Annotated in this window: 12 protein-coding genes; 7 read left to right on the top strand and 5 right to left on the bottom strand. The window is 39.2% G+C overall.

From position 1 onward, the window contains the following. Positions 1-45 precede the first annotated feature (45 nt). A complete protein-coding gene (locus PSI06_RS05405) occupies positions 46-465 on the top strand; it encodes an MAPEG family protein (protein WP_264389826.1) in 420 nt (139 codons plus the stop codon). Between the two features lie 48 nt (positions 466-513). On the opposite strand, the gene PSI06_RS05400 is transcribed toward PSI06_RS05405, so the two are convergent. Further along, a complete protein-coding gene (locus PSI06_RS05400) occupies positions 514-1,272 on the bottom strand; it encodes a peptidylprolyl isomerase (protein WP_126009027.1) in 759 nt (252 codons plus the stop codon). A 296-nt stretch (positions 1,273-1,568) separates the two neighbouring features. Here PSI06_RS05400 and ushA point away from each other — a divergent pair, with 296 nt between their 5' ends. Beyond that, positions 1,569-3,191, top strand: coding sequence for a bifunctional UDP-sugar hydrolase/5'-nucleotidase UshA (ushA, locus tag PSI06_RS05395; RefSeq protein WP_273603090.1), 1,623 nt, complete (start codon positions 1,569-1,571; stop codon positions 3,189-3,191). 41 nt (positions 3,192-3,232) lie between these two features. Here the strand turns inward: ushA and PSI06_RS05390 are convergent, their stop codons facing one another. Both PSI06_RS05390 and PSI06_RS05385 read right to left on the bottom strand, forming a co-directional pair. Next, positions 3,233-4,177, bottom strand: coding sequence for a hypothetical protein (locus tag PSI06_RS05390; protein WP_186807286.1), 945 nt, complete (start codon positions 4,175-4,177; stop codon positions 3,233-3,235). Then, entirely contained in the window at positions 4,170-5,051 is an 882-nt protein-coding gene (locus PSI06_RS05385; RefSeq protein WP_004588735.1) for a hypothetical protein, read from the bottom strand. The genes PSI06_RS05390 and PSI06_RS05385 overlap by 8 nt, the downstream gene beginning before the upstream one ends. A gap of 233 nt (positions 5,052-5,284) precedes the next feature. On the opposite strand from PSI06_RS05385, the gene PSI06_RS05380 reads away from it, so the two are divergent. Together PSI06_RS05380 and PSI06_RS05375 are read left to right on the top strand one after the other, a co-directional pair. Beyond that, positions 5,285-6,130 (top strand): S1/P1 nuclease, encoded by an 846-nt coding sequence (locus tag PSI06_RS05380; protein WP_273603091.1) that lies wholly within the window; start codon positions 5,285-5,287, stop codon positions 6,128-6,130. 330 nt (positions 6,131-6,460) lie between these two features. After that, on the top strand, positions 6,461-9,604 hold the full coding sequence (locus PSI06_RS05375) for a TonB-dependent receptor (RefSeq protein ID WP_004588737.1): 3,144 nt from the start codon (positions 6,461-6,463) through the stop codon (positions 9,602-9,604). 213 nt (positions 9,605-9,817) lie between these two features. On the opposite strand, the gene PSI06_RS05370 is transcribed toward PSI06_RS05375, so the two are convergent. Then, positions 9,818-10,243 (bottom strand): MarR family winged helix-turn-helix transcriptional regulator, encoded by a 426-nt coding sequence (locus PSI06_RS05370; protein WP_004588738.1) that lies wholly within the window; start codon positions 10,241-10,243, stop codon positions 9,818-9,820. Between the two features lie 415 nt (positions 10,244-10,658). Between PSI06_RS05370 and hmgA the strand changes: the two genes are divergently transcribed. Both hmgA and maiA read left to right on the top strand, forming a co-directional pair. Beyond that, positions 10,659-11,957, top strand: a complete 1,299-nt coding sequence (gene hmgA, locus PSI06_RS05365; protein WP_004588739.1) for a homogentisate 1,2-dioxygenase — start codon at positions 10,659-10,661, stop codon at positions 11,955-11,957. A 5-nt stretch (positions 11,958-11,962) separates the two neighbouring features. Continuing rightward, positions 11,963-12,592, top strand: coding sequence for a maleylacetoacetate isomerase (gene maiA / locus PSI06_RS05360; protein WP_004588740.1), 630 nt, complete (start codon positions 11,963-11,965; stop codon positions 12,590-12,592). Here the strand turns inward: maiA and PSI06_RS05355 are convergent. Beyond that, positions 12,589-12,822, bottom strand: coding sequence for a TIGR02647 family protein (locus PSI06_RS05355; protein WP_004588741.1), 234 nt, complete (start codon positions 12,820-12,822; stop codon positions 12,589-12,591). The genes maiA and PSI06_RS05355 overlap by 4 nt on opposite strands. Positions 12,823-12,939: 117 nt before the next feature. Here PSI06_RS05355 and PSI06_RS05350 point away from each other — a divergent pair, with 117 nt between their 5' ends. Beyond that, positions 12,940-13,242 (top strand): DUF1496 domain-containing protein, encoded by a 303-nt coding sequence (locus tag PSI06_RS05350; RefSeq protein ID WP_004588742.1) that lies wholly within the window; start codon positions 12,940-12,942, stop codon positions 13,240-13,242. Positions 13,243-13,264: the final 22 nt, after the last annotated feature.

Below are 13,264 nucleotides of genomic sequence, written 5' to 3'. Positions count from 1 at the left end.
CACCTGCATACTTAAAGTCAGTAAAATAATAACGAAGGAAATAGGATGGAAAAAATAATAATACTCGCCATGTTTGCACAAGTAACGTTATCGCTCGTTGTAATGTTAATTATGGGCAAGCGACGCTTTGCTGCTGCAAAAAACAAACAATTACAGTTGAGCGATTTTAAAACCATGCGCCTTGATAACGCAGGCGATACCGTGCGCGTAGCAGATAGAAACTTTACCAATCAGTTTGAAATACCAGTGCTTTTTTATATCGGTTGTATTGTTGCATTGCAACTTAATAGCGCTAGCTACTTAATTACTGCGCTTGCGTGCTTATTTGTTATTTCGCGTATTGTGCATACGGTTGTTCATATTGGCAGTAATAATGTAAGACTGCGCTTTAATGTTTTTTTACTAGGCTGCGCCAGTGTGTTTGCTTTATGGCTCGCGATTGTTTGGCGAATTTTAGCATTTTAGTAAAAGCGGCTTAATTAGCCGCTTTTTTATTTACTGTTTAACACATAATTAGTATTTAGCGCGTTTTAAGCGTTTACCCACACCAAGCAGTGCAATTAAGCAAAAACCAATACCCATACTCCCACCCGAACTGCTCGATGAGCCAGCCTCTGCTGATGAATCGTCTTGGCTTATTAATGTATTGGCTGTTGGGTTTAAGTTGGCAGATGAAAGCGGGTCGTCATCTAATACCACCACACTATTAATAGTTACAAAGTTAGCGCTGCTCAGAGCGACGTCGCTACTTGAGCATTGTTCACTGGTTATATCAACCAACGGGATATCGCCGCAGTGTACCAATCCAGCAATATTATCGAGCGTAGCTTGGCTTTGCGCTGTAATTTGTCCAAATACTGTAAAACCGCCATTTTGAGTATCAAGCGCTTCGCTATTATCAACCACATTAAAAAACCACTGGCTCGTTGCGCTGTTTTCATCGTTGGCTAATTTAGCCATCGCGATTGTGCCCTTCACATTAGATAAAACAGGCTCATTAACAACAGCAGGCTTGGTGGTTATTGGCACTAATTCGTCGGTAAATGTAAAACCACCACCTTGTATTACAAAGTCGCTGACTGAGCGGTGTATTACGGTTTGGTTGTATGCGTCATCTTCAATATAACTTAAAAAGTTAGCAACCGTATTGGGGGCTTGTTGATCAAACAAGTTAAGCTCTATCACCCCGTGCGAAGTTTGCATTTCAACAATAGTGGCTTGGCTAGTAAAGCACGAAAACGCAAGTAGTGAGCCAATCAGGCACTTTTTCATTATGAGTCCTTTTTGTTATTGTTATTTAAATTAAGTGTTAATTCTAATCCACACTATACGCCAAGAAAAAGCATTTAAAAGGCACAACTACAATTAACACCCTTTTAGTTACACTTCATTACATATTCTTTTAAATAACACTCGCTGTATTCGCTTTGTGTAAAAGCATTTAATAATTTAATATTACTTTTAAAACTCGAATATAAAAAAGTATAAAATAAGTACGTTATTTATCGCTAAATTAGTTTAAACTAACCGCCTAATAAATTAAGCACACCATAATAAATGGGTATTTCATGCGTATAATTATTTTATTTCCAGTTATTTTATCTGTTATAGGTTGTACAAACTCACCTTTAAACACCTCCACTGCCCCACAGTATATTACTGTATTACATACTAACGATAATCACGGGCGCTTTTGGCATAACGAAAAAGGTGAATATGGTATGGCAGCGCGTAAAACGTTAATTGACGCTTTACGTAACAAAGCTCAACAGCAAGGCCATGCAGTATTGCTGCTTTCTGGCGGTGATATTAACACCGGTATACCTGAGTCAGACTTACAACACGCAGAGCCTGACTTTAAGGGGATGTCGCTACTCGGTTACGATGCTATGGCAATTGGTAACCATGAATTTGATAACCCACTGAGCGTTTTAACTAAGCAGCAGCAATGGGCTACCTTTCCTTTACTGTCTGCAAATATTTTTGACAAAGCAACTGGGGAAAGCGCATTTCAAGGCTATAAAATTTTTGAAAAGGGGGGCTTAAAAATTGCGGTTATAGGACTTACCACTACAGACACCGCTAAAATAGCTAATCCACAATATATTGGCCATTTAGAATTTAAAGACCCCGTTGATGTGACGGCAGCTCTCGCTAAAAAAATTAATGAGCAATACAACCCCGATATCACTATTGCACTTACTCACATGGGCCATTATGTAGATGCAAACTTTGGGATTAATGCCCCGGGCGATGTCACACTTGCCCGCTCTTTACCCGCTAATACCTTAGATATGATTATTGGTGGTCACTCGCAAGAGCCGGTTTGTATGGCAGCTAAAAATAAGAATGACGATAACTTTAAACCCGGTCTTGCGTGTAAGCCCGATCAGCAAAACGGCACATGGATTATGCAAGCACATGAGTGGGGCAAGTATGTGGGTAAGGCAGAGTTTAAGCTAGAAAACGAAAAGCTCACCCTACTCGATTATAAATTGTTGCCAGTTAATTTATATGTTGATGAAATTCAAGCCGATGGGTCTAGTAAACAAGTATTAGCCAACGAATACATTAAACCCGATCCGACCCTAGAAGCTTTTTTAGCAAGTTACCAAGCAAAAGGCGCAAAACAAATTGCAGGTAAAATTGGCAGTGTTGATGCGCGTTTAGAGGGCGATAGAAACAAGGTACGTTACCAACAAACTAATTTAGCGCGTGTGATTATACAAGCACAAATGAATGTAGTTGGCGCCGACTTTGGCCTTATTAGTGGTGGCGGAATAAGAAGCTCTATTGAAGCTGGCGATATTAGCTATAAAGATATTTTAAAAGTACACCCGTTTAAAAATCGCATTACTTACATGGACTGGCAAGGGCGTGATTTATGGAACTACTTAGAAACAGTGACCAGCTTCCCTGTTGATGCAGGTGCCTATTTGCAATATCACAAATTAGCGTTTACCCGTAAAAATGGCAAATTAGTCAGTGTACTCATTGATGGTAAGCCATTTGATGAAAATAAAACTTACCGTATGAGTTTAAATAGCTATAACGCATCAGGTGGTGACGGTTACCCTGCTATTAATAAACTAAAAGGGTTTGTTAGCACAGATGAAACCGATGCCCAGGCACTTAAAACCTTTGTCTCACAAAATAGTCCACTTAAAGCTGCGCAGTTTGCACCTAAATAACAACACGTTATTAAAAGATAATGTTTAAGGAAAGTAGCTGACTACTTTCCTTTTATTTCTATGTTTCCCTTTGCAATATTTATTAAGCCGTAACTGTGTAAACGTGAGCGAGAGCCCTCGCCATATGCTTTAGGCGGATAATAAATATCTTTCATATCAGGGTGTTCATTTAAGACTTCGTCAAGAGCTGCACGAATCTCACTGAGTGTTTTTTCTAAGCTGCTATTAAAATTTGGCCGCTTGCGTATAGTATGCCCAAGTTCAATCAACCTATAAAAGTACTTATTAGCAAGCTCTATAAGCTCATCTGGCACGTATTTATTTTGATTTAGCACAACATCTTTATTATCACGACAAAACTCTATTAATGCTAAATAAAAGCATAGCGGTTTGTTAGCTAAACACACTGTAGCCTCAGGCATATAACTATTACTGAGTGTTTTAGTGTTTAAATCAATGATCAATGCCAGCTCTTTTGGTTTTCCTAAGTCAGTACCAGCATTCAGTGATGGGCCTTTAGCATCTACAGGCATACCTATAATAGACTTCAGCCATTTGCTAAATAAAATACTCAAAACTAAAAATAACAAGCAAATCAAAAACCTGTTTTCTGACCAAAACTGTGCGTTTTTCTCAAACACTAAAGAGACATGGGTAGTGCTCGACTTGAGTGTTCTTACAAACTGGTTTGGCTTTAAAGTTAAAGGCTTAGCAGATTTTGGCACAATTTTAACTAAGCGAAGGTTATTGTCTAAATAGCCGTTGAGCTTTAATAAGTAGTCTTGCACTGCGTGTTGGTTACCCGAGTGCTTTAAAAGCTCATTAGAGAGCGCAATTAACGGTAAATCCAGTGCAACTTGTTTTTCGGTTTCAATAACCTGGCGTTTAATAGCGTCACTCTGCTCATTAATTACAGACACATAAAACACTAAACAGTTAATAATAAAAACAGCGCAGCCAAAAAAAACATATTTATACTTATCCATTTTTAACGCTCTCATCTTTAGCTGTTACCTGCTCTGAACTGCAATCCCAGTACGATTGCGCCTCTTTGTAATAACTCAGTGTCTGCTCCTTTGACATATCAAGAATATGACGCTGTACAGCACATAAAAGGTCTGTATTGTTTTGCTGCATTTTTAGATACCAGCGCGAACCTGAAATTTTATTACTTAAAGGGGTTATATAATTTTTTGAAAAACGAGCAGCATCACTTTCTTTCCAAAAAGACGCAATAATATCGACCTGCCCATTAGCTAATAAGTCACGAAGCTCGCTGTGCGAACTGGCGTAAGTAATATCTAGATTGGCTAAGTTGATATTTAAATCTTTAAACATTTTCTTTGGAAGTATATGGCCAGAGCGGCTTGTAGGGTAATCTAATAAGCCTATACGCTTATCTAAAAAGTATTGTTTTGTTAAGCGTGGCTTTTCTTTTGAGGAGATAAAAAATGCGGTGTAATCAGAAAAGCCCACCACAGATTGATAGTTATAAGTTAGCTCTGCATTAAAGGCATCCATTATATTATTTTTTGCAAGTACGAGGTCTGCAATCCCTTTGCCGACAAAATCGAAGCTTTCCGTTGTACTGTCACCCCAGTAACCTTTAACTGAACCGTATTGTTTCGTTACCACGGTATCAAGGCATAGAGACTCTGTAAGCTTCTCTGCCACGCTTTGCGATGGCGTAAATACAATAAGCTGATTTTTGTTTTCACTGGCTGTTGTATAACATTGTGTTGACGTTTTTATTAGTTCTGGGAAATTTATTTCATCACTTTTAACGCTCACCTTTCCAACAGACCATGCAGCAACCATAACCAGAAACAAAAGTGTAACAAACGACAGTTTATGTAACATGACCTTTCCAAACCCCATCAATAAGATGTACCTAACAACGCTAAGGCTTTATTTGAACAATATTATTTACTTATTACAACAGGTAATTTTACCCATCAAAGGTAAGCTATTGATTTAATGCAATTATGAATAAGAAATAATGAATACTCTTGACTCCTTTCTATATTTAGCAAAAACAATCACAATGTTTACACCAGCTAATAGGTGAATAAAAATAAATGCAGGAAACATTGATGCGCATTAAAATTGCTACTCTCGTAGCAACAACGTTAATAATTGGTGCTGTTTTTACAACTTCTAAAGCGTATGCGTGGGGTCAAAATGGTCATCGAATTGTTGGGCATATTGCTGAGCAACATTTGAGTGACGAAACAGTTCATAACCTGTTGCCACTATTAGAAGGACAATCCCTAGCTCAAATTTCTACTTGGGCAGATGAAATGCGATCTAGTCCTGAACTATTTTGGCGTAAAAAATCTTCGCGCTGGCACTACATAAACCTTCCTAAAAATAAAACACTTTCTCTAAATCACGCACATACACACAGCAAAGACGATGTAACAAATATTCTAGAAGGTATTTACTTCTCTATTAATACACTTCAGTCATCTACCTCTTCCCTTAATGAAAAACAGTTTGCTTTAAAGTTTTTAGTTCACTTGGTTGGCGACAGCCATCAACCATTTCATGCTGGGCGAAGTGAAGATAGAGGCGGCAATTTAATTAAAGTTGATTTTTTTGACAACGAAACCAATTTACATAGCCTTTGGGACACTGGATTAATAGAAAATGAAAACTTAGCTTACACTGAATACGCTAAGTTTATAGATACCGACGATGCAGCATTAATTAAAACATACTTAAACAGCAGCCCTACTACTTGGCTGATGGAATCTCACAAACTGGCCGAAGATATTTATACCTCAACCAGTGATGAAGTGAGCTATAGTTATGTTTTCAAATACAATCCGCTTGTTAAGCAGCGTTTGCAAAAAGCAGGCGTTAGGCTTGCGGGTGTATTGAACTATTTATTTGATTCGTCAGATGACATTAAAAAATTAAAAATAACGACAAAATAACAATCAACCTATAAATAAAAAACCTACACACGGGAATTAATTTATGTTTATACACGGTCTGGAGTATAGCTAAAATAATACAGCTAAAAATGTATTAATTACAAAATGTAAATAATTAATTGTAAAAGGAATTATAAAGTTTGCATTTCATAATACTGTCACATAACGGCGGTAACATAACAATAAGTAATTAATCCAAATTTAGTTAAGTATACAAGTATAAATTGTGCAAATTAATTTTGCATATTACAAGAGTATAAATTCAACAACACTGCTGACTTTATACTACTTAAAATAACAATTTAATTATAACTTTCACGGGAAATGAAAATGAAGACTAAACTTCAAAAAACAGCACTCTCACTTGCTATCGCTGCGTGTGTAAGTGTAAGTGGCGCTGCATTCGCCAACGAAACAACCTCTGCGATTAAGGGTCAAATTACCGGTCCAAACGGTAACCCAGCTCCAGGTACCAAAATAACAATTTTACACGTACCGTCTGGCTCAGTTAAAACAACAGAAGCAAATGATGCAGGTTACTTTACTGCTAAAGGCCTTCGTGTTGGTGGTCCTTACAAGGTAATCGTTGATTCTGATGTTTATGCTGATCAAGAATTTAATAATATTATCCTAAACATTGGTAACGATTACCCAGTAAATGCTGCACTTGAGCCACAATCAAGCATGGAGCAAATTGTAGTAACGGGTGCACCTATCAGCTCTATGTCTGGTGGTACTGGCCCAGCGTCTACATTTACTTTAACTGATCTTGAAAACACGCCTGCTATTAACCGTGATTTAAAAGATATCATTCGTATTGACCCGCGTATCACAATTGATGATAGCCGCGGTTCAATTAACTGTGGTGGTGGTAACCCTCGTTACAACAGCTTAACGCTAGATGGCGTTCGTATGAACGATAACTTTGGTTTAAGCTCTAACGGTTACCCAACTATTCGTGCCCCTTTCTCTTTTGATTCAATTGAACAGGTTTCAGCTGAGCTAGCACCATTTGACGTACAGTACGGTGGCTTTACCTCATGTAACATTAATGCGGTAACAAAATCTGGTGGAAATGAAGTTCACGGTGGCATCTTCTATGATTACACAAGCGATTCATTAAAAGGCGATAAAATCGAAGGCGAAGACGTTGATAACGGTAACTACACCGAAAAACGTTACGGCTTTAACGTTGGCTTACCGTTAATCGAAGATAAACTGTTTTTATTCACTTCATACGAAAAGCTTGAAGGTGTGCAACAGTTTAACTACGACGGTTTAAGCAGCGGCAGTGTAACTGCAGATGATATTGCTCGTATTACAAACATTGCTCAAACTGTATATGGCTATGACGTAGGCGGTATGCCTTCAAGTATGCCTGTTGAAGATGAAAAAATCTTAGTTAAATTAGATTGGAACATCAACGAAGATCACCGTGCAAACTTAATCTACAACTACAACGACGGTAATACGGTTTCACAGTCAGACACTGGTTCTAGCCGTGTTTCACTATCAAACCACTTTTACGACCAAAGTGCAGAATTTACTTCAATTATCGCGTCTGTGTATTCAGATTGGTCAGATGATTTTTCAACTGAAGTTCGTATTGGTAAATCAGAATTAGACGCAACGGTACAATCGCTTGATGCTGCAAGCAGCTTTGGTGAAATGCAAATAAGCACAGGTAACGGTGGTACAGTTTACATTGGTCCAGATGATTCTCGTCAATCAAATGATTTAGATTACGATACCACTACATTTAAAGTAGCGGGTACTTACTACCTTGACCAACATACCATTACAGCTGGCTATGAGTTTGAAGAGTTAGACGTATTTAACTTATTCGTACAACAAACTGAAGGCGAGTACCGTTTTTATAACGAAAGAGATTCAGACGTAACGGGTATTGATTTATTTGAGCAAGGTATCGCAAACGCTGTTTACTACAACAATGCTGCCGGTACTAATGATCCTAACGATGCGGCTGCAAGTTTCTCATACGCTCAGCATACGTTTTATGTTCAAGACGAATATGCATTTACAGACTTAGATGCAAACATCACATTTGGTTTACGCTACGATAAATACACAAGTGATGACGTACCAAACTTTAACCAAAACTATACTGACCGCTATGGTTTTAGTAACCAAAGCACGTTTGATGGTATTGATTTACTTCAACCACGTGTTGGCTTCCAGTGGTATGCAACAGACGAGTTAGAAGTTCGTGCTGGTGTTGGCTTATTCTCTGGTGGTAACCCAAATGTTTGGTTATCTAACTCTTACTCTAACGATGGTATTACAAACATCGGTACATTCCGCAGCTCGGTTGATTTATTCAACACGCCAAACGTAAATGGCGGCGCGCCTGGTTTTGAAGTACCGCAAGAGATGTTTGATGAAGTTGCTAACACTGTAATTGGCTCAGGTGATGCTACAGTAAATGCAGTTGACCCAGACTTTGAAATTCCTTCAGAGTGGAAATACTCAATCGGTGCAACATACACAACTGAAAACGAGTATGTAATTTCACTTGATTACTTATACTCTAAGAAGAAAGATGCTGCCTTAATGCGCGACATCGCACTTCAGGATTCGGGCGAAACTACATTTGATGGTCGTCCTATTTACGAGTCAATCGAAGGCCGTGATGGTGAATACCTTCTTACAAATGTAAGTGGTGATAGCGGTGATTCATCGGTTATTTCATTAGCTGTAAGCAAAATGTTTGACAATGGCGTAAGCGTTAACTTTGGTTACGCATACACAGATTCAGACGATGTTAACCCAATGACAAGCTCTGTTGCGGGCTCAAACTACGGTAATATTGCGCTAACGGATCCTGGTAACCCTGGTGTTGCATCATCAGATTACGAAATCCCACATCGTTTTACTATGACGCTTGGCTACACGCATGAGTTTGTTGATGGTTTTGCTACTCGCTTTAACCTATACGGTGAAGCATACAAAGGCTTACCATACAGCTACACATTTGATGGTAGCGACGAAAATGTATGGGGCGATGCTAACTGGAATGGTGACCGTCAGTTACTTTACGTACCACTTGAAAACGATCCTAACGTTGTTTACGACATGAGCGCTGATGAAATTAACGCGTTTAACGATTTTATCGCGTCTAACGGTTTAGAGCGTGGTGAAATCACAGGCCGTAATGCTGAAAACTCAGATTGGTTTGTTAAATTTAACTTTAAAGTTACTCAAGAATTACCAGGCTTTATGGATGGCCATAAAGGTGAAGCGTTCTTCGTAATTGATAACTTAACGAACCTATTAAACGATGATTGGGGCGTACTTAAAAAAGGTCCTTTCGTTGGCGCTAGCATGATTTCTACAACGATTGATGAGCAAGGCCGTTACGTTTACTCAGGCTTTAATGAAAACAACGCAAATACATCAGTACAATCTGATGCGTCATTATGGCAAATGCGTGTAGGTGTTCGTTACACTTTCTAATCGCATTAGCGTAAAAAACGACTAATTAATGCCCATCTTTTGATGGGCTTTTTTTTACCAACCAGCTTAATTAAATGATCTATTTTAATGATGGATATATGTGTTGAGAGCTAGGCAAAAAATTTCTATTTAGTTTTCTAAATGAAAATTTTATAACGCAGATAGCGACACATTTAGCCCCTCAAAATGATTAAGTATTATTGCGGATTGGTTTTATAAGGCCTCTTTAAGCTCTTTTAGTAAATTTAGCAATTGGACTTGTTGCTGCTTACTAAATTTTTCAGCTAATTGCCCTTCCCAGTTTTGTGCATCACGTGCTATGAGCTTGTAAATTGCATTGCCCGGCTCATTTAACATAACCTGCGTTACTCGCTTATCTTGCTGATTTAGTTGTGCTTCTACATACCCTCTTTGCAGCAATGATTTTATAGCTCGCGAAACCGTTGACTTATCCATATTGGCCTGTGTACATAAATCTTTTGCATTGCTTTTGCCATATTGTGCTAAGTTTGCCAACACCCGCCATTGAGGGATGGTTAAGTTGTATTTTTGCTGATAAACACGCGCAAAATCATCGCTTATAAGATTTGCCATTTGGTTTAACTGATAGGGCAAAAACTGCTCTAGATCTATTTCCATTATTACTTTCTCATCGCATTTACACACTGTGAAAACTGTGCATTTTTATTTACAGGCTAAAACATGCGCCCATTTGAAATTACTCTCACTTGAGAGTACTTTAAACTAATTAGGGCCTGTTGACCTTTCAGGATTGAAATTTGTTCAATCTAGGGGCCATTTAATCGCGGCGCGAGGTTTGTAACCTAGTGGGCTAAGTAAAAACCGAGCAACAAAGAGTAAATGGCCCCTAGGCAGAACCCTTCGGGCAGCGCCTGTTTGGCATTTATGCTACGTTATCGCCTATTTATGGGGAACAACCACACTGCATAGGCTCTGCCTTGCCTAATTCCCAAACAGACTGCTGCAAATTCAACTTCGAAAGATAAACAGGCCCTAGAAAGATAAAACAATGTCACTCTCACAGGATCTAAATATGGCCAGCGAAATAAACTACATGAGCGGTTTTGGCAATGAGTTTGAAACCGAAGCGCTACCCGGCGCACTGCCTGTTGGGCAATTTACCCCACAAAAGGTGAAGTACAATTTATACACCGAGCAATTTAGCAGCACGGCCTTTACCGCCCCGCGAGCCGCTAATCGTCGCACGTGGCTGTACCGCCTTCGCCCATCGGTGGTACAAGGTGAATACGCCGCTATAGATAACGCACTAATAAGAACAGCGCCTATAACTGAAGCAATTACGCCCCCTACAATGATGCGCTGGAGCCCTATTGATATTCCCACACAGCCCACTGATTTTATTGATGGCTTAATTACCATGGCTGCAAATGGCAGTGCCAATGGACAAACCGGTATTGGTATTCATGTTTATGTTGCTAACAGTTCTATGCAAGAGCGTTATTTTTGTAATGCCGATGGTGAGCTGTTGTTTGTGCCTCAGCATGGCGAACTGTTATTACACACTGAATGCGGAAAGCTCACAGTAAAGCCGGGGGAAATTGCCGTCATTCCTCGCGGGATTAAATTCTCGGTTGATTTAATTGATGAAACCGCACGTGGCTACATTTGTGAAAACTATGGTCACGCATTTGAACTTGCCGAGCGCGGCCCCGTCGGGGCAAATGGCTATGCCAACGACAGAGACTTTAAATACCCTGTCGCTGCATTTGAAGATAAAGAAGGTAGCTTTGAATTAGTCACTAAATTTAACGGTCATTTATTTAGTTGCCCTATCACACACTCGCCTTTTGATGTAGTTGCTTGGACCGGTAACAGCGCACCGTACAAATACGACTTAGCGCGTTTTAATGTTATTAATACCGTGAGTTTTGACCACCCAGATCCTTCTATATTTACTGTACTTACCTCCCCTTCAGCCACTGAAGGCATGGCAAATGTAGATTTTGTAATTTTTCCACCGCGTTGGATGGTGGCAGAGAATACATTTAGACCTCCTTACTATCATCGCAATATTATGAGTGAGTTTATGGGCTTAATAGAAGGGGTTTACGATGCAAAAGAGCACGGGTTTGTACCAGGAGGCGCTAGTTTGCATAATTGCATGTCGCCGCATGGGCCTGAAGCCGAGGTATTCGAAAAAGCATCTAACGCTGAGCTTGCACCGCAAAAATACGAGAACACGTTGGCCTTTATGTTCGAGTCTCGTTACATAATATCGCCCACTAAATATGCCCTTGAAGGAAAAGAGCGCCAAACTAATTACACTCAGTGCTGGCGTAGTATCACAAAACATTTTACAGGCGAGGAATAATAACAATGAAACTATACAGCTACTTTCGCTCATCTGCCGCATACCGTGTACGCATAGCACTTAATTTAAAAGGCATTGAGCATGATATGCAATTCGTTAATTTACTTAAATCTGAACAGCTAGCTCAGCCTTACTTAGATAAAAATGTGCAAGGTTTACTTCCTGCTCTTGAAACGGACGAAGGCGTATTAGCGCAATCACTGGCTATTTTAGAGTGGTTAGATGAAAGCTATCCGCAAACGCCGTTAATTTATGGCACTGCATGGCAAAAAGCGCAAATTCGTAATATTAGCTATGCAGTGGCATGTGATATTCATCCAGTAAATAATTTACGAGTGCTCAAGTATTTAAGCAACGAATTGGGCGTAGACGAGCAAGCTAAAGCCGCCTGGTATAGGCATTGGGTAGAGCTTGGATTTGAAAAAATTGAATTGATGCTAAGTGAAAACAATGAGTTTTGCGTAGGCAATACACCCACTCTCGCTGATATATGCTTAGTGCCACAGGTATTTAATGCATTGCGTTTTAATGTAGATATGGCTGCGTATCCAAAAATTGCAGCCATTTATGCACGTTGTAATGCATTACCCGCTTTTAGTGACGCCGCGCCGCAAAATCAGCGCGATGCAGTTTAACTTTTTAATGCGCAGTGAATAACACTCACGTGCTCTATTAAATCAAGGCCCAGTTCGGTTAAATAGCCGCCATCTGGGCTGTCTATCACGCCTTTATCAAACAACCTTTGTGCCGCGCTTAATAAATTTGGTTCAGCATCCGAATGTAACTTAATCCCTTGCATTTTGCTCTCACGTGGAAATTTAGCTAATAACGTAAATTCATCTATCATTGTTTGATTAAATTGCATGTGTTCACCTTTTTATAATTGTGTGTTTAAGTCAGTGTTGTTTAACGCTATTACTTACCCTAGCATGTTTTTTAATCGTGTGTACTATTTTTAAACTATCAAAATTCGAGGTTACTCATGCGCCATATTATGGTTTTATTTATTTTTTTAATTGCGTTCACTTTAGCCCCTAGCAGTTATGCAAAAACAGTCAAAACGCATTCTATTATTGACGCTAATGAGATTATTAATAATGGTGATATTTGTTGGTACGACAACAAACGTTATAGTGAAGGCGCGCTGGTGCAAGTACATTCTTTTACCTTAGTGTGCGCAGCTAATAACCCGCAGCATAATAACAGCGAGCTAATTTGGCTAAAATTAGATAAAAAAGGCAATATTGTTTATCCCACAAAGCCTAAAACCATTACGGTCAATTAGCGCTAAAAGAGGATTTACGCTA

The sequence above is a fragment of the Pseudoalteromonas sp. GABNS16E genome (assembly GCF_028598715.1).
GTDB classification, from domain to species: domain Bacteria; phylum Pseudomonadota; class Gammaproteobacteria; order Enterobacterales; family Alteromonadaceae; genus Pseudoalteromonas; species Pseudoalteromonas atlantica.
This window is presented reverse-complemented; position numbering and strand designations above follow the sequence as displayed.

Excerpts from the sequence above, each read along its gene's own strand:
- PSI06_RS05405 (WP_264389826.1), top strand. The coding sequence starts at position 46 with ATGGAAAAAATAATAATACTCGCCATGTTTGCACAAGTAACGTTATCG.
- PSI06_RS05400 (WP_126009027.1), bottom strand. The coding sequence starts at position 1,272 with ATGAAAAAGTGCCTGATTGGCTCACTACTTGCGTTTTCGTGCTTTACT.
- ushA (WP_273603090.1), top strand. The coding sequence starts at position 1,569 with ATGCGTATAATTATTTTATTTCCAGTTATTTTATCTGTTATAGGTTGT.
- PSI06_RS05390 (WP_186807286.1), bottom strand. The coding sequence starts at position 4,177 with ATGGATAAGTATAAATATGTTTTTTTTGGCTGCGCTGTTTTTATTATT.
- PSI06_RS05385 (WP_004588735.1), bottom strand. The coding sequence starts at position 5,051 with ATGTTACATAAACTGTCGTTTGTTACACTTTTGTTTCTGGTTATGGTT.
- PSI06_RS05380 (WP_273603091.1), top strand. The coding sequence starts at position 5,285 with ATGCGCATTAAAATTGCTACTCTCGTAGCAACAACGTTAATAATTGGT.
- PSI06_RS05375 (WP_004588737.1), top strand. The coding sequence starts at position 6,461 with ATGAAGACTAAACTTCAAAAAACAGCACTCTCACTTGCTATCGCTGCG.
- PSI06_RS05370 (WP_004588738.1), bottom strand. The coding sequence starts at position 10,243 with ATGGAAATAGATCTAGAGCAGTTTTTGCCCTATCAGTTAAACCAAATG.
- hmgA (WP_004588739.1), top strand. The coding sequence starts at position 10,659 with ATGGCCAGCGAAATAAACTACATGAGCGGTTTTGGCAATGAGTTTGAA.
- maiA (WP_004588740.1), top strand. The coding sequence starts at position 11,963 with ATGAAACTATACAGCTACTTTCGCTCATCTGCCGCATACCGTGTACGC.
- PSI06_RS05355 (WP_004588741.1), bottom strand. The coding sequence starts at position 12,822 with ATGCAATTTAATCAAACAATGATAGATGAATTTACGTTATTAGCTAAA.
- PSI06_RS05350 (WP_004588742.1), top strand. The coding sequence starts at position 12,940 with ATGCGCCATATTATGGTTTTATTTATTTTTTTAATTGCGTTCACTTTA.